The organism is Streptomyces sp. N35 (assembly GCF_016464295.1).
GTDB lineage: Bacteria > Actinomycetota > Actinomycetes > Streptomycetales > Streptomycetaceae > Streptomyces.
In genome coordinates, this window is the sequence record NZ_JAEIMH010000006.1 from 83337 (window position 1) to 103982 (window position 20646).

Here is a 20646-nt window from a genome sequence, read left to right on the forward strand (position 1 = left end):
CCGCGTTAACTGGGGTTGGGAACCTCCATACGCATCACCGCGCGCAGACCCTGTTGCATCTGCTCGACCGCCAGGTCTCCGAACAGTGCCTGCTGCGCGATGAATCCCATGGCGCAGCCCATCAGGGTGCGGGCCGCGTACTCCGGCTCGGCATCGGCAGGCATGATCCCCTGCCGCTGGTACTCCTTGACCACCGCGGTCCACCCCGCGCGCATCACCGAGACGGCCGCGAACACCCTGGCCCCGAGCGCCTCGTTGCGCGCGGTCTCGCCCCAGACCTGCAGCACGAGCTGACCGAACTCCTGCTCCGTCTCGAACCCCGTACCGGCGAAGCACTTGCGCAGGACATGCGCGAGGAGCTCGTCGGGCAGCGGTGGCGGGCTCTGCCGCGCCGCTTCGTCGAACGCGTCACGGAGCACCGCGAAGGCCTCGTCGGCGATCGCCTCGATCAGCGCGTCCTTGCCGCTGAAGTAGCGGTAGACGGCGCCGGCGGACAGCCCGACCTCCTTGAGGACGTCCTGCATGGACGTGGCGTGGAAACCGTTGCGCGCGAAGCAGCGACGCGCGCCGACCATGATCTGACGCCGTCGGGCGTCGAGGTGTTCCTGCGATACACGGGCCATGGACTCAAAGTAAAACGAACATTCCTTCTTGACAAGCGTCGGGGACGGCAGGACAGTGAGGCCAACGTAAAACGAACGATCCTTCTCTTTGAATTCGGCGCCCTCCTGAGGCGCCCCGGCACACGAGGAGCACGCCATGTCATCCGCTACACAGCCGACCGGTACGCCGCCGCCAGTTGCACAGCCGCCGGCCGCAGGCCCCCGCAAGCTCATCGCCGTGATCGTGCTCGTCCCCGTCATCGTGGCGCTCGCCCTGTGGGCGTTCGCCTGGCCGGCCTCCCGGACGGCGCCTCGCGATCTGCCGCTCGGCATCGCGGGCCCCGGCTCCGCGGTGAGCCAGGTCGAACAGCAGCTCACCCAGCGCGACGGTGCCTTCGAGATCCACCGCTACGCCGACGAGGCCGCCGCACGGGACGCGATCGAGGACCGGACCGTATACGGAGCGATCGTCGTCACCGAGCAGGGTCCGAAGCTTCTGACGGCGACCGCGGCGAGCCCGCTCGTGGCCCAGCTGCTCCAGCAGGCGGCTACGGCCGGAGCGCCCGAGGGCACCCAGATCCCGACCGACGACGTGGTCGCGGCTCCCGCCGACGATCCACGCGGCGGTGTGCTCAACGCCAGCGTGCTGCCGCTCGCCATCGCGGGCGTGGCGGCCGGCGCCCTGGTCACGGTGCTGGGCCTGCGAGGAGTACGGGCGGTGGCCGGCCTGGTCGGAGCGGCAGCCCTGGTCGGCATCGTCGCGGCGGCGCTCGCGCACAGCTGGCTCGGCGCGCTGGGCGGCGACTGGTGGACCGAGGTGGCGGTGCTCGCCCTGTCGACGCTCGCGGTGAGCTCGGTGGTGGCCGGGCTCGCGGCCCTGATCGGCCAAGCCGGTATCGGGCTCGGCGCGCTCCTGGTCGTCCTCATCGGCAACCCGTTCTCCGGTGTCGCCTCCGCGCCCGAGCTGCTGCCCCAGCCGGCCGGTGTCATCGGCCAGTTGCTGCCGCCGGGTGCGGGCGGATCACTCCTGCGGTCCGTGTCCTTCTTCGACGGCGCGGGCGCCACGGGGCCGGCGATCACGCTCGGCGTGTGGGTGCTGGTCGGGCTGACCCTTGTGCTGATCGGCGGGGCGCGCAGGCGACCGGCCGCGGTCGGCAGCGACGCTCCGCCGGAGAAGGCACCCCAGCCCGCGCCGGTCGGCTGAACCCCGGTGCCGGTCGGCGCCCCCAGCGCCCCCGAACCCGAAGCTGATCGCCCTCGCCTCCTCCTGACCATCGAGACCGATTACCCCTCAACTCCCCTTAGCCCCGCGGCCGGCTGACTCGCCCGATTCCTCTCTCCCAAGTACGGCCGTGCACCCTCGACGTAGCGGACGAGGGGGCACAGTCCTTTTGCCGGGCGAGGGTGGTTGCCCGGAGACACCGGCGGGAACGCTTGGCCGGGGCGCCTGGACCGGAGGCGCGCGGGGGAAGCCGGGGGGTCTGGCGATGCGTGGACACAGGCCGGGCGAGTGTGTGAAGCGGTTGCCCGTCGCGGCGCTGCCCGAGGGCGGGGCCGGCACCTGGAGCGTGGCCGACACCGAGCGGTGGCGGACGGCCCGGGTGCCCGTCATCTTCACGCCCGTCGCGGGGAGTTGGGGCGCGGCGGTCGCGGTGGTGGTGTCGTACGTACTGACGTCGGCGTTCTCGTCCTCGTCCGTCGCCTGGCACGGTGGCGCGGGCGTCGGAACGGAATGGCTGCGCTATCCCGGAGCCGTACTCCTGGCAGCCCTACCTCTCTGGTACAGGTATCTGCCGGTCCCGGCCGGGGTCGCCGGTGCGGTCGTCGCGGTGGACGCGGGATTCTCGGTCGCCGCGGCGGACAGCGGTACCGAGCGGGCCGGGCATGTGCTCGTACTCACCGTCTGCGCCTGGGCGTTGACCGGCGCCTGTCTGCGGCTGCGGGCCCGCCGCGGGTCTCCTGATCGAAGCACTGGTCGAGGACCTGTCCGGGGACGCCTATGACGCGGTGGGCCAGCAGACCGTCGCCCTGCTGTTCCTTCTCCTCGGCAGCACCCTGTACGGACGGGGCGTGACCACATACCTGGCCGCACGCCGCCTGTACGAGGAGGAAGGGCACCCCGCCCTGCGCGTGGGCATCCGTATCACTCCCGACGGCCGTCACTGGATCCACCACGACCCCCGCACCCCCGCCGGACAACCACTGATCTCGTACGTCCCCGGCGAACGGGACACCTGCCGGGCCGCGCAACTGCTCGGCAGCAGCTCCTCCTACGGTCTCGGCGACGGACACCACAGCATCGACCCGTCCACCGAGCCGTTCGAGGCAGTCCTTTACGGACCTGTGCACGAGGGTGCCGAGATCGTCATCGCGTACGCCACCCTCGCCTACTACGCCCGTCAGGACACGGGCCAGATGAGCTTGAACGTCACCGCAGCCGCCCTGCTCCCGCACCGCCGCCACGGCCTGGGGCCGGGGCAGCCGGGCGACGGCACGGCGCACGAACGCGCGCGACGCGAGAAGGGCCGCGAGGACGCCGCCCGGTCCGACCGCATCCGGGAGGACCTGGCCCGGTCCCGGGCGCAGCGCGCGAGCCGAGCGAAGCAGGCCGGCGCCGGAACGGCCGGCGGGTCCACCGCCGCCGGTGGCGAGGGCTGCGGCAGCGGGGCGGTGACAGCTGCGGCAGCAGCTGTGGTGGCTGCGGTGGATGTGGCGGGTGAACCGCTAAGAAGCCCCATGCCCCCGGTGTTCGGCGGCGATCCCGAACCGCTGCTGCTCCGCCGCGGTCGACGGTGCCGCGGACGCGACGCGTGACACCGAGCTGACCACCGGCTCCTCCTCGGACGCCGACAGCGCCTCCAGCTTCGCCAGATCCTCGGCGGAGACCAGGGCGACGAGCGGCTTGCCGTGCCGGGTGACGACGACGCGCTCGCCCCCGTACACCACACGGTTGATGAGGTCGGCGAGCTCTGCCCGGGCTTGCGTCACCGGAATCTCGTAGGCCATGACCCCATTCTAACGTCACGTACGTCCTGTACATTTTTTACAGAACGGCGTGAGGGTGGCCCTCCCGCGCCGACCTCATGAGCGGAGGCATGCCATGCACCGGAAGAGTCCGACAGCCCGCTACGTACTGCCGGAGTTCACCGAGCGGACCAGTCAGGGGGTGCGCACCCAGGACCCCTACGCGAAGCTGCTCGAGGAGCGGATCGTCTTTCTCGGGACGGCGGTCGACGACACCTCGGCCAACGATGTGATGGCGCAGTTCATGTATCTGGAGCACGCGGCGCCCGACCGGGGCATCTCGCTGTACATCAACTCCCCAGGGGGCTCGTTCAGCGCGATGAGTGCCGTCTACGACACGATCCGCTTCGTCTCCTGTGACGTGGAGACCGTGTGTCTGGGGCAGGCCGTGTCGTCAGCGGCCGTGCTGCTCGCGGCCGGTACGCCGGGCAAACGGGCGGCGCTGCCCGGGGCGCGGGTGCTGTTGCGGCAGCCCCGGTTCACCGAGCCCGTCGAGGGGCAGACCAGTGATCTGGCCATCCAGGCGGATGAACTCCTGCGCACGCGAGCCCTGTTCGAGGAGATGCTCGCGCGGCACACCGGGCGGCCCCGTGAGGAGGTGTCCGCCGACATCGAGCGGGACAAGGTCCTCGACGCGCCCGAGGCGCTCGCCTACGGGCTGGTCGACCGGATCGTGCCGAGCCGTAAGCCCCTTGCCGCCGAAGGCAGGTGAGGCTTCGATGTGGCCGCCCGAGCCGCCGCCACTGCCCGCGTTGACGCGCGCCGAGGGCGAGTTGATCGACCGCTATCTGGAAGTCGTCGATCTGCTCGGCCGGATCAACCCCGCGCGCGGGCGCGACACCTACAGCGGTCTGCGCGCCGCCCAGGCACTGGTCGCGAAGGCGGTGCAGTTGCGCGAGGCGCTGGACGCGATGCATCGCCGGGGTGAGAACGAGGTGCATGCGAAGACCCTCGCGCGGGCGCTGCGCACGCTCGACGGTGAGCGGCGCAGTCAACGGGTCTCGGTGCCGCCCGCCTCCGTGAGCTGAGGAGGCTCCTGCTTCCGTGAGTTGAGGAATGTCTGCTCGCGGGGATTGAGAGGCGTCTGCGGGCGCCATCTGCTAGGCCGATCGCGCTCCCCCTGATGGCGTAATCAGGTCGACGCCACATGTATGAGAAATGTTGCGCCAGACCTGTACGCGCGAGGCGGAATGATTCATTCCGCCGCTGGTACGAGCGTCGTCGGGGCGCCGATCTCTGCGCGTAACCGACCCTTGTCCACCCGAACAGGTCAGCCGTGAGGAGCCTCACAAACGGCCGTTTCTACTCGGAAATCGACCGTGCGGTGCGTGAAGATCCCTTCCGACGACAAGCCCCCGCCGCAGCGGCGGGGCGGTCCGGGTGGACGCTGAGTCCTGCCGCCGCCCGGATGCCAGGTCGACATCGGTGGTTCGGCAGGAGTGGAGGACCCAGGCAGTACGGGGTTTCGGGACCTGTCGCCACGACAGGATCCGGCCCCTTGGGGTGAAGTCGCCCGACCGGCGCGGCAGTCGAGCCGTGACGGAAAGGCGGCCGGGCATCTTCGTTGGCCCGAATCCGACAGGTCATCCTTCACAGGCGGCTGACGAAGGGTTGCGCATGACTGCGCGTCATCGTGTTCCGTCTCTGATCACGCGGGCCGGGAGCGCTTCGGCGCTCACGCTCGCGGTTGTCGGCGGCACCGTTCTCGTACCAGGAGCAGCAAGCGAGTCCGAGGCCGCGACAGTGGCCACCAAGGCCGTACAGATCGCCGCGTCGAAGAAGGGGTCGCCGTACAAGTACGGAGCCACAGGACCGCGCCGCTTCGACTGCTCCGGGCTGACGCTCTACTCCTACAAGCGCGCGGGCAAGAAGCTGCCGCGTACGGCAGCGGCCCAGTACAACAAGACCCGGCACATCAGGGCGAGCCAGCGCTCCTACGGCGATCTGGTCTTCTTCCACTCGGGCCGGAATGTGTACCACGTCGGCATATACGCCGGAAAGGGCCGCATCTGGCACTCCCCGAAGCCCGGTTCGAAGGTGCGCCTGGAGAAGATCTGGACCAGGAGCGTGTGGTACGGGCGAGTGCGCTGAACAGCCGCCCCGCCTGGCCGCGTTGATGAAGCGAGGTCTGCCTCCCGTCTCGGGGAGGCAGACCGTCAGGCGGCCAACGGCGCGATGAGCAGCCCGAGTCCGAGTGCCGTCAGGGCGATCCCGGTGGCGGCCTCGACGGCGCGCGCGGCCCGTGGCCGGCGCAGGAGCCGGCCGAGACGGTCGACGAGCAGCGCGACCAGCGGGAACCAGAGCAGCGCCAGGGCCACCACGATCGTCGCGAGCAGCAGGGTGCGCGGCAGCGCGGAGCCCTGGTCGGGGACGAACTGCGGCAGGATGCTCAGGAAGGTGATCGACGCCTTCGGGTTGAGGGCGTTGGTGAGGAACCCCTGACGCAGGGCCGCCGCGGCGGTGAGCCCGGGAGACGTGACCGTCTCGCCCGGGGAGTCGGTACGGGGGCGGCGCAGCGAGTTCAGCGCCTGGATGCCCAGGTAGAGCACATAGGCGGCGCCGACCAGCTGCAGGGCGCGGAAGAGCGTCGGCAGGGTCGCGAGGACCGCCGCGACACCCGCCACCGCGAGCACCGTGTGCAGCAGCAGCCCTGCGGCGATTCCGAAGGCGCAGGCGAGCCCGGCTCTGCGGGAGGCGAGAGCGCCGCGTACGACCACGGCGAAGTCCGCTCCGGGCAGGGCGACCAGGCCCGCGGCGAGCAGCGTGAAGGCGAGCAGCGTGGCATCCATGACGTTCAGCCTGCCGCTGTTCAGCCTTCAGCAGGTACTTGCAATCTTGAAGGTCTGCCTTAAGCACTGCTTTAGGCTGGCCTCATGTACGACCCCACCCGCCTGGCCGCCCTCGTCGCCGTATCGGAGGCAGGGTCCATCACCCGGGCCGCTCAGCGCCTGGGCTACACCGCGCCCGCGCTCTCCCAGCAGCTCGCCAAACTGGAACGGGAGGCGGGCGCCACACTGCTCGTACGGCATCACCGCGGAGCACGTCTGACGGCCGCCGGTGAGCTCCTGGTCGCGCGGGCGCGACGGGTCCTGGACGAACTGGACCGGGCGCGGCTCGAACTGGCGCAGCTGTCCGGCCTGTCCGGCGGACGACTGCGGATCGGGACCTTTCCCACGGCGGGGATCCATCTGCTGCCGCCTGCGCTCAGTGCGTTCCGGCGGGCGCATCCCGATGTGGAGCTGGCCGTCGCGCAGTACGAACCCCCTGCCGGGGTGGCGGCGGTGGCGGACGGCGAGGTGGACCTGGCTCTGACCCACACCTATGAGCCGGCCGATGCGGAGCCGCTGCCGCGTTCCGTACGGGCGGAGGTGCTGCTCGTCGAGGAGCTGGTCCTCGTCACCGCGCCGGGGCATGTGCTCGCGGCCGGCGCGGACCGGCTGCCGCTCGCCGAGCTCACCGGGCAGCCGCTGATCTCCATGGCGCCGGACCACCCCAGGCGGCGTGGCGTGGAGGCGGCGCTCGCGGCGGCCGGGGCGGTGCCCTCAGTGGTGATGGAGACTCCGGAGTACGCCGTCGTCTGTGCCCTGGCCAGTGCGGGGCTCGGGGTGGCGGTCGTGCCGGAGATGGTGGCGCGGATGGCATCGACTCCCGTGGGTGTACGGCGACTTGAACCCTCGACGCTCAGGCGGACCATCTCGGTGGTGTACCGCGCGGAGGAGACGGACGCGGCCGCGGGCACGCTTCGGGCGCTGCTGCGCGGGGCGTTCGGGCGGACCGGGGCGGGGTGAGTCGAGGGCAGGGCGGGTTCGCCGGACATCCTCGGTGAACGTCGAGAGTGATCCTGACGTCGAGGGCGGGGGTGGGGCCGGGGTGGGGTCGGGGCCGGGACCGGGGTGGGGTCGGGGCCGGGACCGGGGTGGGGTCGGGGCCGGGACCGGGGTGGGGTCGGGGCCGGGGTGGGGCAGGAACACTCGCGCGCGTCGTCGCGCGCGGCGGACGGCTCGCTCGCGCGGTCCCGCCGAGTCGCCCCATCACCCGCACTGGTCGATGCTCGACATGCCTGTCACCGGCGAGGCCGTGGAGAAGAGCCGCAGCGCACGCGACGGTGAGCCCGGGCAGCACCGCCTCCGTTGCGGAGCGCTAGCGCTGGTCGTGCGAGGAAAGAGGAGCGCGTGTTGACCGAGACGATGGGGGCCGTCCTGCCGGCCGCGTTGGCGGTCGCGCTCAGTCCGTTCCCGTTGATCGGCATCGTCCTGATCCTGTCCGGCACGCAGGGCCGCCGCAACGGGCTGCTGTTCGCGGTGGGATGGGTGAGCGGCCTGGCCGTCGTGTCGACGCTCGTCACGGTGCTCTTCGGCGGAGCCGACGACCCCGACAGCACCTCGTCGGCGATCGCGGACTGGGGACGGGTCCTGGCCGGCGCGACCCTCGTCGTCCTGGGGGCACGCAAGTGGTGGAGGCGCCCACGTGCCGCAGACGAAGCCGAGCCGCCGCGCTGGATGGCCTCACTCGGCGAGGCCACGGCCGCGCGGGCGTTGGTGCTGGGCGCGTTGCTGTCAGGCGCCAACCCCAAGAACCTTGTCCTTGCGGCGTCCGCCGCCGCAGCGATCGCCGAAGCCCGCGTTCATGACGCCGGCCTGGCCGCGGCCATCGGCGTGTTCGTGCTCACCCCTTCCTGCACCGTGCTCGGCGCGGTCGTCATCGATCTCGTCGGCGGACAGCGCGCCGCTTCGTTCCTGGACGGCCTCAGACAGTTCATGGTCACCAACAGCATCGTGATCACGGTGATCGTGATGCTCCTCTTGGGCGCGAGCGTCCTGGGCGACGGACTGTCCGCCCTGGCCCGCTGAATCCCCCTCTGCTTGCTGACCGGTCTGCTCCGGCCTCTGCTTGCTGACCGATCCACTCCGGCCTCTGCATGCTGACCGATCCGCTCCGGGTCGGTCAGCGGGAAGCAACAGCTCGCATCAGGCGAACGCTCCGCCCGTCGGGGCGGAGCGCGGCTTCGCTCGCGTGGCTTCGGCGTCACCGACGGGCCTGGGCACCACCGCTGGCGCGGGTCAGGACCCGTGCGCCGAAGGCCATGGCGACGAGACCCAGCGGGACGGCCAGGACCGCGCCGACCTGCCCGTTGCCCGTACCGGGGCCGCCGTCGGAGGTGGCCAGGTGCAGCACGGCGAGGAACGTTCCGGCCAGCCCCACGGCGATCGCGGAGACGGCAGCGGTCCGTACGGTGCCGAAGCGGATGCGGCCGCCGAAGCGGGACAGGGCCAGCCAGCCGAGTACCACGCCCAACAGGCCCACTCCGAGGGCCAGGTTGGCGCCGGTGCGGCCGTCACCGATGACTCCGCCGTCGGCCGCCGCGATCAGGGTCTGCGTTGCGTTCATGACTCCTCCTTCGTCTCCGGCTCGACCGCCGGGGTGGTGTGATTCGAGAGTCCCGCCAGGACCGCTCCCGGTCGTCCCGCAGACGCGGACACTTCGCGCTGCTGCCTGCGGTGCATCCGGCTACCGCGCATGTGGCAGATCCGCCGGGGATACCGCGTCCGTGGTAGCCGTCCGCTCCTTCACGGGCACGACTCGGCAGCGGGGCGCGCCGGGCTAGGGTGCGCGCATGGACACTGGACGTCTGCGTGTCCCGCCGGGTGCCAGGGACTGGCTGGTCGCCGTCGCCGTGGCGGCCCTCCTGGTGGGGACGGCCCTGGCAGGCCCCGCCCCCGAGGCAGGCGCGGGGCTCCTCGGCTACGCGCTGCTCGCGGCCGGCGGCCTCGCACTGGTCGCGCGTCGGCGGGCGCCGCTCGTGACGCTGGCCGTCACCGGGCTGTGCGCGGTCGGCTATCAGGCCGCCGGGTTCGACGTCCTGTCCGTCGCCTATCTCGTCGCCGTGTACTGCGCGGTGCGGGCCGGCCACCACCTCGTCACGGTCATCGGGTCGGTCTCACTGATCCTCGTCCTTCATCTGTCGGCTCTCGCCTTCCACGACGGACCCGCGCGTGAGGCGCTCGCCCGGGCCCGCGGCACGCTCGAGGCGGCCTGGCTGATCGCCGCGTTCGCCGCGGGTGAGGCGCTGCGGCAGGCGGAGCGGCGTGCCGAGGAGGCGGAGCGCGGCCGTGAGGAGGCCGCGCAGCGGCGTGCGGACGAGGAACGGCTGCATATCGCGCGGGAGTTGCACGACTCGCTCACCCATCAGATCTCGATCATCAAGATCCAGTCCGAGGTCGCCGTGCATGTGGCGCGCCGTCGCGGCGAGGACGTCTCCGAGGCGCTCCTCGCGATCCAGGAGGCGGGCCGCGAGGCGACCCGGGAGCTGCGCGCCACCTTGGAGGCGCTGCGCGACGACGACACCGCTCCGCCCCGGGGCATCGACCACATCGAGGAGTTGGTGGAACGGACCTGCCGCGGCGGTCTCGAGGTGACGCTGACGGTCGAGGGACAGCGCGGCGACCTGCCCGCCGCGGTCGGCCGGACCGCCTATCGGATCGTGCAGGAGGCGCTGACCAACGTCGTCCGGCACGCCTCCGCCTCCACCGCCACCGTCCGTATCGACCACCGTCCCGGCACCCTGCTCGTCCAGGTCGACGACGACGGCAAGGCGAACCCCGACACACCCCCCGAGCCCGGCCTCGGACTTCTCGGAATGCGCGAACGCATCACCGCGCTCGGCGGCCGGCTGCGGGCCGAGCCGCGCGAGGGGCGCGGTTTCACCGTCCAGGCCGAACTCCCCGTGGAGCGTGCGTGATGAGCTCGATCCGAGTGCTGCTCGTCGACGACCAGCCGCTGATCCGCAGCGGTTTCCGCGCGCTGCTCGCGCTCGAGGACGATATCGAGGTGGTGGCCGAGGCCTCCGACGGCCAGGAAGGCCTGGAGCTCGTACGGCGGCATCTGCCCGATGTCGTGCTGATCGACATCCAGATGCCGGTGGTCGACGGGATCGAGGCCACCCGGCGGATCGCCGCGGATCCGGCGCTCGCCGCGGTGCACGTGGTGATCCTGACCAACTACGGCATGGACGAGTACGTGCTCGACGGACTGCGTGCGGGTGCCGCGGGGTTCCTGGTCAAGGACATCCTGCCGGAGGACCTGCTGCATTCGGTACGGGTGGCGGCCCGCGGTGACGCGCTGCTCGCGCCCACCATCACCCGCAAGCTGATCCAACGCTTCGTCACCCAGCCGCTGCCCGCGGCGGCCGGTGGCGGCCTCGATGAGCTGACCGGCCGTGAACGGGAGGCGGTCGCGCTGGCCGCGCAGGGGCTTTCCAACGACGAGATCGCCGACCACATGGTGATCAGCCCGCTGACCGCGAAGACGCATATCAACCGGGCCATGACCAAGCTCCATGCCCGGGACCGCGCCCAACTCGTGGTCCTCGCCTACGAGTCCGGCCTGGTCACTCCCCGTACGCCCTGACGGGGAGAGCCGTTCAGCTCTGCACCGGGACGGTCCACGGCAGCTCGATCCACACCGTCTTGCCGCCCTCCGCCGTCGCGTTGACCGACAGGCGTCCGCCGCACTCGGCCGTGAGCCAGCGGATGATGACCATGCCCCGCCCGTTGTCCTGCTGGACCGCGGCGGGCAGCCGCTTGGGGAAGCGGGGGTGGCTGTCGGTCACCCCGATGCGCAGCTGCTCGTCGCGTTCCAGCTCCACGTCCACCGTGAAGGTGGGCGACTGGCCGAAGGTGTGCTGGACGGCGTTGGTGGCCAGTTCGGAGACGATCAGGCGGACTGTGTCGGCCACTTCGGCGTCACCCGGCAGCCCCCACTCCGAGAGCACATGGAGCACATAGTTCCGCGCCGCGGACACCGAGGCGGGGTCGCTCGGCAGCGTGACGGATGCTTCCTGGTGATCTGCCATGGCGACGTTGTCCCTTTCCCACCGGGGCCGAACTCCCGGCGCAAGACTGGCCGGAATGAACGAATCACCTGAATCACGGAGAGCCCCGGACTGATGCTTCGCGCCAGACTGCCACTACCAAAGCGCCAACGCGTGCCGATCCCCCAAGATATGCATATATCTGTCGCTCGAAGCGGTGAACTCTGCTACGGAAGAACGTATTTGGGAGCGAGACTGACCCATCGACCTCAGGGCTCCGTCGTACGCGACGGTGCACCCTCGTCGCCGACCGGAAGGAGCCGGGGATGAAGTACGGGCCGGCAGTGCGGCGCCGCAAACTAGGTGCCGAGTTACGTGCGCTGCGCGACCGTGCGGGACTCACCAGCGGTGAGGTGGCGCAGCTCGTCGGCTGGCATCAGTCCAAGGTGAGCCGGATAGAGACCGGCGCCAGCAATGCCAAGCCGGCGGACGTGGGTGTGCTGCTCGACACCTATGACGTACGGGATCCCCAACTGCGGGCGCTGTTCGAGGCGTTGGCGGGTGCGGACGGCGAGGGAGCCGCGCGCCACCAGTGGTGGCATGCGTACAAGGGCCTGCTGCCGCCCGAGTACCGCGATTTCATCTCGCTCGAGTCGCAGGCCTGCCGGGTGCGCACGTTGGAGACCGCCGTCGTGCCCGGGCTCCTCCAGACGCCCGAGTACGCCCGCGCGGTGACCCGGGCCGCGCTCGACGGGCTGCCGGAGGGGCAGGTCGACGAGCTGGTGCAGGTGCGCCTCGCGCGCCAGGACGTACTGCGCGGCGAGCCGCCGCTGGAGCTGAGCGCCGTGATCGACGAGGCCGTGCTGCGCAGGCCGGTGGGCGGATATGGCGTCATGGGGCGCCAGTTGCGGCGGCTGGCGGAAGTGGCACAGCTGCCCCATGTGTCACTCCAGGTGCTCCCCTTCGCCGCGGGTGGCCACGTCGGCCTCACCGGACCCTTTCTGATTTTTTCCTTCCCGAACATTGCTGATCTGGATGTGGTTGTTCTCGACCATTTGACGAGTAGCCTCTATCTGGAGCGGAAAGAAGACCTGAAGGCCTACACCGAAGCCTTCAACTCCCTTCAGGAACAGGCCCTTTCGACCGAGGACAGCCTGGAATACCTCACCGGGATCGGTGAGGGCACGTAAGGAGGCACGATGACTGCACTGCCTCGGAACGTTCTCTCCAGTACCGCCCTGAACAGAGTCGAGCACCAAGTCCGGTGGCGGCGCAGCAGCCGCAGCACCGGGATGAACAACTGCGTGGAGACAGCGCCGCTCCGTACGGGCTCGCTGTCGGGTCTGCTGGCCGTCCGTGATTCCAAGGACACGGCAGGACCCGCGTTGCTCTTCGCACCCGCCGCCTGGAACGCCTTCCTCGACGCCGTCCGAGGCGAGGAGTTCTAAGGCAGGGGACAACTGAACAGCATCACGGCGCGGTACGGACGATCGTCCGTACCGCGTCTGTGATCCGGGCGTCGGTGAGGTCGGCGCGGGCGGTGAGCCGGAGCCGCGAGATCCCGTCAGGGACCGACGGCGGCCGGAAGCAGCCGACGACGAGACCCTCGGCCCGGCAGTCGGCCGCCCAGGCGACGGCCTCGTCCGGCGAAGGGGCACGTACGGAGACCACCGCCGCGTCGGGACGTACGGCCTCGAGGCCCGCCCGCGTGAGTCCCGCGTGCAGCGCGGTGGCGACCACGCGGGCGCGCGCCGCCCGTGCGGGCTCTCGACGCAGCAGCCGCAGCGCCGCGAGAGCGCCGCCGGCGGCGGCCGGCGCGGGGGCCGTGGCGGAGATGAAGGGGCGGGGGGGGGTCCACCGGGGCCCGCTGGCCCTGGCCGGTCCGAGTACGGCGCCGCCCTGGCTGCCCAGCGACTTCGACAGGGTCACCGTGGCCACCACATCCGGCGCGCCCGCGAGCCCCGCCGCGTACGCGGCTCCTTGGCCTCCGTCACCCAGCACCCCGAGCCCGTGCGCGTCGTCGAGGAGCAGTCCGGCGCCCGACCCCCGGCATACGGCTGCCAGTTCGGCCAGCGGGGCCCGGTCGCCGTCGACCGAGAAGACCGAGTCGGTGACCGCCAGGGCAGGTCCGTGATGGGTGCCCAGTGCCTTGCGTACCGCTTCGGGGTCGTTGTGCGCGGCGACGGCGGTGGTGCCGCGGGCGAGCCGGCAGCCGTCGATCAGGGAGGCGTGGTTGCCGGCGTCCGAGACGATCAACGTGCCGTGCGGGGCGAGCGCGGTGACGGCGGCGAGGTTGGCCGCGTACCCGGAGGACAGCACGAGAGCTGCCTCGAAGCCGCAGAACTCGGCGAGTTCGCGCTCCAGTTCCGCGTGCAGTTCGGTCGAGCCCGTCACGAGCCGGGAACCCGTGGCGCCCGCTCCCCAGGTACGGGCGGCGGCCGCCGCGCCCTCGACGATCTCGGGGTGGCGGGTCAGACCCAGGTAGTCGTTGCTCGCGAGGTCGAGCAGCGGGGAGTCGGCGGGGCGCGGGCGCAGAGTACGGACGAGTCCGGCGGCCCGGCGCACCTCGGCCTGCTCGTCGAGCCGGGCGAAGGGGTCACCGTGCGGGTGCGCTGGCGTGTCCATCCGGCCGTCCTCGGGTGCTCGGGAGCGTGCTTGCCGGGTGCTCGGCGCGGTGCGCCGCGGGTGCCCGGCGAAGTGCCGCTCGTCTTTGTCGGCAGTCCACAGACACTAGCCGCACTCCCCCGAGGTCAGCGTGTGGCAATACCCACACCTGGGAGGGCCACTGTTGTGCGGTTCCTACTTGGCCGGGGGCGGGCGCGTAAGCGAGGATCTGCACTCATGGACCTGCTGAACACGCTCGTGGACAAGGGGCTTCGGCGCGAGCTGCCGACCCGCGAAGAGGCACTCGCCGTGCTCGCCACCTCCGATGACGACCTGCTCGATGTGGTCGCCGCCGCGGGCAAGGTGCGCCGTCAGTGGTTCGGGCGCCGGGTGAAGCTCAACTACCTCGTCAATCTGAAGTCCGGTCTGTGCCCCGAGGACTGCTCGTACTGTTCGCAGCGGCTCGGCTCCAAGGCCGAGATCCTCAAGTACACCTGGCTGAAGCCGGAGGACGCCTCCAAGGCCGCCGCGGCCGGGGTCGCGGGCGGCGCCAAGCGGGTCTGTCTGGTGGCGAGCGGGCGCGGTCCCACGGACCGCGACGTGGACCGGGTGTCCAAGACCATCGAGGCCATCAAGGAGCAGAACGAGGGCGTCGAGGTCTGCGCCTGTCTCGGCCTGCTCTCCGCAGGTCAGGCCGACCGGCTGCGCGACGCCGGCGCGGACGCGTACAACCACAACCTCAACACGTCCGAGGGCACGTACGGCGAGATCACCACGACCCACACGTACGCGGACCGGGTGGACACCGTGCAGCAGGCGCAGGCCGCGGGCCTGTCGGCCTGCTCGGGTCTGATCGCGGGCATGGGCGAGAGCGACGAGGACCTGGTCGACGTGGTCTTCGCGCTGCGCGAGCTCGACCCCGACTCGGTGCCGGTGAACTTCCTGATCCCCTTCGAGGGCACCCCGCTCGCCAAGGAGTGGAACCTCACGCCGCAGCGCGCGCTGCGGATCCTCGCGATGGTGCGGTTCGTCTGCCCGGACGTCGAGGTGCGGCTCGCGGGCGGCCGCGAGGTCCATCTGCGCACCATGCAGCCGCTGGCCCTGCACCTGGTCAACTCCATCTTCCTGGGCGACTACTTGACCAGCGAGGGCCAGGCCGGGCAGGCCGACCTGGACATGATCGCGGACGCCGGCTTCGAGGTGGAGGGCGCGGGGACGACGACGCTGCCCGAGCACCGGGCCGATGTGGTGGCAGGGTGCGGGTCGCATGACTCGTCGGGGTGCGGGTCGCATGACTCGTCGGGCCCCGGGTCCCACGAGTCCGCCGGCTGCGGTTCTCACGGTGGCGGCTGCGGCCCCTGCGGATCCTCCGCACCCGAATCCGAGCCCGAGACCCCCGCCGTCCCCGAAGCGCGTACGGACCTGGTGTCGGTGCGCCGCCGCGGCGCCGGAACGGATCTTGCGCCCAATGCCTGACCTGTCCGGATTGTCACAGGCGGAGCTCCTCGACCTCGACCGCCGGCACGTCTGGCACCCCTACGGTCCGATGCCCGGCCGCCAGGAACCCCTGGTCGTCGAGTCCGCGAACGGGGTGCGCCTGAAGCTCGCGGGCGGCGAGGAACTGGTCGACGGGATGTCGTCCTGGTGGTCGGCCATCCACGGCTACAACCACCCGGTGCTCAACGAGGCCGCGCGCGGCCAGCTCGACCGCATGAGCCATGTGATGTTCGGCGGTCTCACCCACGAGCCCGCCGTACGCCTGAGCAAGCTGCTCGTCGACATCACGCCCGAGGGGCTCGAGCATGTCTTCCTCGCCGACTCGGGTTCGGTGTCGGTCGAGGTCGCGCAGAAGATGTGTCTGCAGTACTGGCGCTCGCTCGGCCGGCCCGAGAAGCAGCGCCTGATCACCTGGCGCGGCGGCTATCACGGGGACACCTGGCATCCGATGTCGGTGTGCGACCCCGACGGCGGGATGCACGAGCTGTGGTCGGGCGCGCTGCCCCGTCAGGTGTTCGCGCCCGCTCCCCCGGCCGAGTTCGACGAGGCGTACGCCCAGGTGCTGCGCGACACGGTCGCCGAGCACGCGAGCGAGACGGCTGCGGTGATCGTGGAGCCGGTGGTGCAGGGCGCGGGCGGGATGCGCTTCCACTCCCCCACGTATCTGCGGGTGCTGCGCGAGGCCTGCGACGCGCACGACGTGCTGCTCGTGTTCGACGAGATCGCCACCGGCTTCGGGCGTACGGGCGAGCTGTTCGCGGCCTCTCACGCGGGTGTCACACCGGATGTGCTGTGTGTGGGCAAGGCACTGACCGGCGGGTATCTCACAATGGCCGCGACGCTCTGCACGGCGCGCGTCGCCGAGGGCATCTCGCGCGGCGAGGTGCCGGTCCTTGCGCACGGCCCGACCTTCATGGGCAATCCGCTGGCCGCGTCGGTGGCCTGCGCCTCGATCGAGCTGCTGCTCGGCCAGGACTGGCGGGCCGAGATCAAGCGGATCGAGTACGGGCTGCGCGAGGGCCTCGCTCCGGCGGCCGGGCTGCCCGGTGTGGTGGACGTGCGGGTGCTCGGCGCGATCGGTGTCGTACAGCTGGATCATGACGTGGACATGGGAGCGGCGACACGGGCGGCGGTCCGTGCAGGGGTGTGGCTGCGGCCGTTCCGCGACCTGATCTACACGATGCCGCCGTACGTCACCGGCGATACGGACATCGCCAGGATCTGCCGCGCGGTGGTCGCGGCGGCGCGGGAGGGCTGAGATGCCGGTTCTGATCGTCACGGGCACCGGAACGGAGATCGGCAAGACCGTCACCACGGCGGCGCTCGCCGCGGTGGCCCTCGCCGCCGGACGTTCCGTGGCTGTGCTCAAGCCCGCGCAGACCGGGGTCACGCCCGGCGAGGCGGGCGATGTCGCCGAGGTGGCGCGGCTGGCCGGTCCGGTCACCGGCCTCGAACTCGCCCGTTACCCCGAGCCGTTGGCGCCCGCGACCGCGGCCCGACGCGCGGGCATGGCTCCGGTGACGCCCGGCGAGGTGGCCGAGGCCGCGGCGAAACTGGCCGCCGCACACGACCTCGTCCTGGTCGAGGGCGCCGGCGGTCTGCTCGTCCGCTTCGACGACGCGGGCAGCACCCTCGCCGACGCGGCCCGGCTCCTCGACGCCCCCGTCCTGGTGGTCGCCCCTGCCGGGCTCGGCACCCTCAACTCGACGGCCCTGACCGGCGAGGCGCTGCGGGCACGCGGTCTGACCCAGGAGGGCGTGGTGGTCGGCAGCATGCCGGACGCGCCCGGACTCGCGGAGCGCTGCAATCTGACCGATCTGCCGGTGGTCGCCGAGGCGCCGCTGCTCGGCGCGGTGCCGGAGGGCGCGGGTGCGCTCGCACCGTCCGTGTTCCGTGCGCGCGCGGCGTCCTGGCTCGCGCCGCGTCTGGGCGGGGTGCGCGAGGGCTGAACCTCTAGTCTTGCGTCCATGCGCGCACGTATCGAGGAAATCGTCTTCGACTGCAACAACCCCGCCCAACTGGTCCGCTTCTGGGCCGCGTTGCTCGACGCGGAGCCCGTGGACCGCTCACCGGACTGGTCGTACATCGATGTGCCCGGGTTCATCCGGATCGCCTTCCAGGGCGTGCCCGAGAAGAAGACGGTGAAGAACCGCCTGCACCTCGATGCCAACGCGGGCGACCTCACCACCGCGACCGCCGAGGCGGAAGCCCTCGGAGCGCGCCGCGTCGGCGACGTGGTGACGGACGAGTACGGGGCCTTCCAGGTGCTCGAGGATCCGGAGGGCAACGAGTTCTGCTTCGTGAGCGGCTAGCGGCTAGCGGCTAGCCGCTGGCGGGCTGTCTCCTCGTACGGGCGGAATCTCGTACGGACGGAAACTCGCAGGGCCGGAACCCCGTAGGGGCGGAATCCGCGTTCGCGGGGGGAGAATCGTTCCAACGCACCAGTCTGCCGAGGAGACAAGATGCCGTCACGCTCCGGACAAGTGCCCAAGGACGCGGTCCACCACCCGATCTTCGCCCGCTTCTACGAGAAGCAGAGCGTCGCAGCCGAGAAACTCATCGCGGCCCACCGCAAGGAACTCCTGGCCGGCCTCTCCGGCCGGGTCATCGAGATCGGTGCGGGCAACGGGCTGAACTTCGCCCACTACCCCTCGGCCGTGTCCGAGGTCGTGGCGATCGAACCGGAGCGCCATCTGCGGCAGTTGGCGGCCACGGCGGCGCTGCGGGCCGAGGTGCCGGTGGATGTGGTGCCGGGGGCCGCGGAGGCGCTGCCGGTCAAGAGCGAGGCGTTCGACGCGGCGGTCTTCTCGCTCGTCCTGTGCAGCGTGCGGGATGTGCCGCGCGCCCTCGCGGAAGCGCGCCGAGTGCTGCGTCCTGGCGGTGAGCTGCGCTTCTTCGAGCACGGGCGGGCGCCCAAGAGCCGGGCGATGGTCGGGTTCCAGCGGGGCCTCGACGCGACGCTGTGGCCGCGCCTGTTCGGCGGGTGCCATGTGGCGCGCGAGCCGGTCGCGTCGGTCCGGGACGCGGGGTTCGAGATCGCCGCGTCCCGTGACTTCCTGATTCCGCCCTCCAGGCTGCGGCTGCCGACCTCGTACTGCGTGATCGGCACCGCGCGCAGGAGCGACTGAGACGGCTCGCGGGAGACGACCGCCTACCGCGGCGCCCAGTGCGGGTCACGCCCGGTGAGGGCGAGCAGGGCGTCGAGCGGGGAGACGTGCTCCGCCACGTCGACAGGCGCGCCGAAGACGCCCATCTGCCGTCCGCCGGGGGCCAGTTCGGCGAAGGCGGGCGCGACGTCGGCCACCGTGTCGGGGTCGGGCACGTATGTCTGGCCGGTGGCCTGCGCCAAGTCCCAGGCGTGCACCACGAGGTCGCCGAGCGCCATCCGGGCGACCGTGGGCGCGGGCATCCCCATCATGCCGGTGGGCCCCTCCAGCGCTCCGGGTTCGGCCCAGGCCTGTGCGAGCCGGCGCACCTCCACGGCGAAACGCTTGCGCCACTCCGGGTCCTCGGCCACATGGTCGGGCGTCGCGGAGAAGTCCGCGGGCTGCTTGGCGGCGAGGGCCTGGAACTGGACGACCACCTGCAGGAGATGGTTCACGAGGGCGCGTACGTCGTACTCGGCGCAGGGTGTGGGTGCGCCGAGCTGTGCGTCCTCGATTCCGTCCAGTACGGCCGTCGCCCGGTCACCGGCCGTCGCCATCAGTTCGCTGATCTGCTGCGTCATGGGACGAACGTAGGCCTCTGCCCTGGTCCGTTTCTTGTAGAAAGGCGTCAAGCGCGACCTAGACTTCCGGCCATGGCACGACCGCGCAGGGACACCCGAGGCATCCTCGACCCGGCCGAACTGCTGTCCCGGGTACGTTTCCGCCGCCATGAGCCGGCCGCGCCCGAGCTGCGTCCGTATCTGGAGCATTACTGGCTCATCGACTGGGATCTGCCGGAGCCGTTCGCCTCCCATGTCGTCCCGCACCCCTCGGTGAATGTCGTCTTCCAGCGCTTCGACGACCGCGGCTTCGGGGAGGTGGCGGGCATCGGGCTCGATCTGTTCACACAGAAACTGGAAGGCACGGGGCGGGTGTGCGGGGTGCAGTTCCGGCCGGGCGGCTTCGGGCCTTTCGCTCCGGACGCACCCGTAGCGCAGTGGACGGGGCGCCGCCTGCCGCTCGCGGACGTCTTCGGTGATCTTCCCGGGGACGTGGTCGACTCGGTGCTTTCACCCGCCGAGGATGCCGGGCGGGTCGCGGCCCTCGACGCGTTCCTGCTCGCGTGCGGTCCGCACCCCGATCCGGCGGCCGATCACGCGATGGCGCTGGTGGACCGGATCCGCGCCGACCGCACGATCCTGCGCGCCGGCGCCCTGGCCCGCTCCGAGGCCATGTCACTGCGGACGCTGCAGAGGCTCTTCGCGCAGTACGTGGGGGTCGGCCCCAAGTGGGTCATCCTCCGTTACCGCATCCACGAGGCCCTGGAACGCGCCTCGTCGGAGTCGGCCGTGGACTGGGCCGCGCTCGCCGCCGAGCTCGGCTACACCGACCAGGCCCATCTCGTACGGGACTTCACGGCGACGGTGGGGGTGCCGCCCACCGCGTATGCGCCTGCTCGCCGCACCTAGGCGGTTTCGTTCGGATCGGCCGCCTGTCGGTCCGGCTGTGCCGTTGGCCGACGCCCCCGTGGGCGAGGATCGAGCCAACTGCCTGCCCGCTGACACCCTGGCTGTCACTCTCCCGTGGCCGGAGGGCGCCCCGTCTGGTACAGCGACTGGGGGCTCTTCGGTGCCGTCTGGCGAAAGCTGACCGGCGTGACCAAGGAAGATTCCGTGAGAGCCGGCAAGCGGCCGTTCGCGGTCCTGGTGGCATCGATCGTCGTCACCGCGCTGGCGCTTGCCCTCGCGTGCTCCATCGCGTCGGCCTTCTTCGAAAGCGATTCGCTCTGGCTGGATCTGGCCGCTGGACTCGTCACATGGCTCGGCTTCTCGCTGACCACTCTCGCGCAGCACAACGGTTTCGAACAGAAGCCGGCTCTGCTCACCGTGATCAACAGCGCATATCAGCTGGTGCTGTTCGAGGGAATGACCCTCGCCATCGGGCTGCTGCACCAGGGCGGGCC

Annotated in this window: 25 protein-coding genes, 1 pseudogene and 1 riboswitch; of the genes and pseudogenes, 19 read left to right on the forward strand and 7 right to left on the reverse strand. The window is 71.2% G+C overall.

Translation table 11 applies throughout. From position 1 onward, the window contains the following. Positions 1 to 5: 5 nt before the first annotated feature. Positions 6 to 623 carry a TetR/AcrR family transcriptional regulator gene (locus JAO81_RS04995; protein WP_199546519.1) on the reverse strand — a complete coding sequence of 206 codons (618 nt, stop codon included), beginning with the start codon at positions 621 to 623 and terminating at the stop codon, positions 6 to 8. A 136-nt stretch (positions 624 to 759) separates the two neighbouring features. Here JAO81_RS04995 and JAO81_RS05000 point away from each other — a divergent pair, with 136 nt between their 5' ends. The 3 genes from JAO81_RS05000 (at position 760) to JAO81_RS42215 (ending at position 3416) form a co-directional block, all read left to right on the forward strand. Beyond that, positions 760 to 1806, forward strand: a complete 1047-nt coding sequence (locus tag JAO81_RS05000) for an ABC transporter permease (RefSeq protein ID WP_199546520.1) — start codon at positions 760 to 762, stop codon at positions 1804 to 1806. Positions 1807 to 2116: 310 nt separating this feature from the next. Next, positions 2117 to 2605: a hypothetical protein gene (locus tag JAO81_RS42210; RefSeq protein WP_233414931.1), complete on the forward strand. Its 489-nt coding sequence runs from the start codon at positions 2117 to 2119 to the stop codon at positions 2603 to 2605. A 4-nt stretch (positions 2606 to 2609) separates the two neighbouring features. Continuing rightward, entirely contained in the window at positions 2610 to 3416 is an 807-nt protein-coding gene (locus JAO81_RS42215) for a hypothetical protein (protein ID WP_233414932.1), read from the forward strand. On the opposite strand, the gene JAO81_RS05010 is transcribed toward JAO81_RS42215, so the two are convergent. Then, complete coding sequence (locus JAO81_RS05010; protein ID WP_199546521.1) at positions 3327 to 3608, reverse strand: type II toxin-antitoxin system Phd/YefM family antitoxin; 282 nt, start codon at positions 3606 to 3608, stop codon at positions 3327 to 3329. The genes JAO81_RS42215 and JAO81_RS05010 overlap by 90 nt on opposite strands. Positions 3609 to 3702: 94 nt before the next feature. Between JAO81_RS05010 and JAO81_RS05015 the strand changes: the two genes are divergently transcribed. The 3 genes from JAO81_RS05015 (at position 3703) to JAO81_RS05025 (ending at position 5717) form a co-directional block, all read left to right on the forward strand. Continuing rightward, on the forward strand, positions 3703 to 4338 hold the full coding sequence (locus tag JAO81_RS05015; protein ID WP_199546522.1) for an ATP-dependent Clp protease proteolytic subunit: 636 nt from the start codon (positions 3703 to 3705) through the stop codon (positions 4336 to 4338). A gap of 7 nt (positions 4339 to 4345) precedes the next feature. Next, positions 4346 to 4654 carry a hypothetical protein gene (locus tag JAO81_RS05020; protein WP_199546523.1) on the forward strand — a complete coding sequence of 103 codons (309 nt, stop codon included), beginning with the start codon at positions 4346 to 4348 and terminating at the stop codon, positions 4652 to 4654. Positions 4655 to 5039: 385 nt separating this feature from the next. Beyond that, positions 5040 to 5240, forward strand: a riboswitch (cyclic di-AMP (ydaO/yuaA leader). A 3-nt stretch (positions 5241 to 5243) separates the two neighbouring features. Further along, complete coding sequence (locus JAO81_RS05025; protein ID WP_199546524.1) at positions 5244 to 5717, forward strand: C40 family peptidase; 474 nt, start codon at positions 5244 to 5246, stop codon at positions 5715 to 5717. A 65-nt stretch (positions 5718 to 5782) separates the two neighbouring features. Here the strand turns inward: JAO81_RS05025 and JAO81_RS05030 are convergent, their stop codons facing one another. Continuing rightward, positions 5783 to 6415, reverse strand: a complete 633-nt coding sequence (locus JAO81_RS05030) for a LysE family translocator (protein ID WP_199546525.1) — start codon at positions 6413 to 6415, stop codon at positions 5783 to 5785. Between the two features lie 84 nt (positions 6416 to 6499). Here JAO81_RS05030 and JAO81_RS05035 point away from each other — a divergent pair, with 84 nt between their 5' ends. Both JAO81_RS05035 and JAO81_RS05040 read left to right on the forward strand, forming a co-directional pair. Beyond that, positions 6500 to 7414, forward strand: coding sequence for a LysR family transcriptional regulator (locus JAO81_RS05035; RefSeq protein WP_199546526.1), 915 nt, complete (start codon positions 6500 to 6502; stop codon positions 7412 to 7414). Positions 7415 to 7801: 387 nt separating this feature from the next. Next, the gene (locus tag JAO81_RS05040) at positions 7802 to 8476 is read left to right on the forward strand and encodes a GAP family protein (protein WP_199546527.1); all 675 of its coding nucleotides are present in this window, start codon (positions 7802 to 7804) and stop codon (positions 8474 to 8476) included. Between the two features lie 175 nt (positions 8477 to 8651). Here the strand turns inward: JAO81_RS05040 and JAO81_RS05045 are convergent, their stop codons facing one another. Beyond that, entirely contained in the window at positions 8652 to 9014 is a 363-nt protein-coding gene (locus JAO81_RS05045) for a DUF6223 family protein (RefSeq protein WP_199546528.1), read from the reverse strand. A gap of 226 nt (positions 9015 to 9240) precedes the next feature. Here JAO81_RS05045 and JAO81_RS05050 point away from each other — a divergent pair, with 226 nt between their 5' ends. Both JAO81_RS05050 and JAO81_RS05055 read left to right on the forward strand, forming a co-directional pair. Continuing rightward, entirely contained in the window at positions 9241 to 10365 is a 1125-nt protein-coding gene (locus tag JAO81_RS05050) for a sensor histidine kinase (RefSeq protein WP_199546529.1), read from the forward strand. Continuing rightward, positions 10365 to 11033, forward strand: a complete 669-nt coding sequence (locus JAO81_RS05055) for a response regulator transcription factor (protein ID WP_199546530.1) — start codon at positions 10365 to 10367, stop codon at positions 11031 to 11033. The genes JAO81_RS05050 and JAO81_RS05055 overlap by 1 nt, the downstream gene beginning before the upstream one ends. A 13-nt stretch (positions 11034 to 11046) precedes the next feature. On the opposite strand, the gene JAO81_RS05060 is transcribed toward JAO81_RS05055, so the two are convergent. Beyond that, positions 11047 to 11478, reverse strand: coding sequence for an ATP-binding protein (locus JAO81_RS05060; RefSeq protein ID WP_165334030.1), 432 nt, complete (start codon positions 11476 to 11478; stop codon positions 11047 to 11049). 284 nt (positions 11479 to 11762) lie between these two features. On the opposite strand from JAO81_RS05060, the gene JAO81_RS05065 reads away from it, so the two are divergent. Together JAO81_RS05065 and JAO81_RS05070 are read left to right on the forward strand one after the other, a co-directional pair. Further along, entirely contained in the window at positions 11763 to 12626 is an 864-nt protein-coding gene (locus tag JAO81_RS05065; protein ID WP_199546531.1) for a helix-turn-helix transcriptional regulator, read from the forward strand. A gap of 9 nt (positions 12627 to 12635) precedes the next feature. Then, the gene (locus tag JAO81_RS05070; protein WP_165334028.1) at positions 12636 to 12884 is read left to right on the forward strand and encodes a DUF397 domain-containing protein; all 249 of its coding nucleotides are present in this window, start codon (positions 12636 to 12638) and stop codon (positions 12882 to 12884) included. Positions 12885 to 12906: 22 nt separating this feature from the next. Here JAO81_RS05070 and JAO81_RS05075 read toward each other — a convergent pair whose 3' ends face one another. Beyond that, entirely contained in the window at positions 12907 to 14061 is a 1155-nt protein-coding gene (locus JAO81_RS05075) for an 8-amino-7-oxononanoate synthase (RefSeq protein WP_199546532.1), read from the reverse strand. Positions 14062 to 14277: 216 nt separating this feature from the next. Here JAO81_RS05075 and bioB point away from each other — a divergent pair, with 216 nt between their 5' ends. From bioB to JAO81_RS05100, 5 genes are all read left to right on the forward strand, one after another. Next, complete coding sequence (gene bioB / locus JAO81_RS05080; protein WP_199546533.1) at positions 14278 to 15516, forward strand: biotin synthase BioB; 1239 nt, start codon at positions 14278 to 14280, stop codon at positions 15514 to 15516. After that, on the forward strand, positions 15509 to 16795 hold the full coding sequence (locus tag JAO81_RS05085) for an adenosylmethionine--8-amino-7-oxononanoate transaminase (protein ID WP_199546534.1): 1287 nt from the start codon (positions 15509 to 15511) through the stop codon (positions 16793 to 16795). The genes bioB and JAO81_RS05085 overlap by 8 nt, the downstream gene beginning before the upstream one ends. Before the next feature lies 1 nt (position 16796). Further along, positions 16797 to 17486, forward strand: a complete 690-nt coding sequence (gene bioD / locus JAO81_RS05090; protein WP_199546535.1) for a dethiobiotin synthase — start codon at positions 16797 to 16799, stop codon at positions 17484 to 17486. A gap of 18 nt (positions 17487 to 17504) precedes the next feature. After that, positions 17505 to 17849 (forward strand): VOC family protein, encoded by a 345-nt coding sequence (locus JAO81_RS05095; RefSeq protein WP_199546536.1) that lies wholly within the window; start codon positions 17505 to 17507, stop codon positions 17847 to 17849. Between the two features lie 150 nt (positions 17850 to 17999). Beyond that, a complete protein-coding gene (locus JAO81_RS05100; RefSeq protein ID WP_199546537.1) occupies positions 18000 to 18665 on the forward strand; it encodes a class I SAM-dependent methyltransferase in 666 nt (221 codons plus the stop codon). A 23-nt stretch (positions 18666 to 18688) separates the two neighbouring features. Here JAO81_RS05100 and JAO81_RS05105 read toward each other — a convergent pair whose 3' ends face one another. Next, entirely contained in the window at positions 18689 to 19264 is a 576-nt protein-coding gene (locus JAO81_RS05105) for a TIGR03086 family metal-binding protein (RefSeq protein ID WP_199546538.1), read from the reverse strand. A 72-nt stretch (positions 19265 to 19336) separates the two neighbouring features. Between JAO81_RS05105 and JAO81_RS05110 the strand changes: the two genes are divergently transcribed. Together JAO81_RS05110 and JAO81_RS43915 are read left to right on the forward strand one after the other, a co-directional pair. Continuing rightward, positions 19337 to 20152: a helix-turn-helix domain-containing protein gene (locus tag JAO81_RS05110; protein WP_199546539.1), complete on the forward strand. Its 816-nt coding sequence runs from the start codon at positions 19337 to 19339 to the stop codon at positions 20150 to 20152. A gap of 114 nt (positions 20153 to 20266) precedes the next feature. Then, positions 20267 to 20611: pseudogene (locus JAO81_RS43915) on the forward strand (DUF1761 domain-containing protein); the annotation flags it as partial. Positions 20612 to 20646 lie beyond the last annotated feature (35 nt).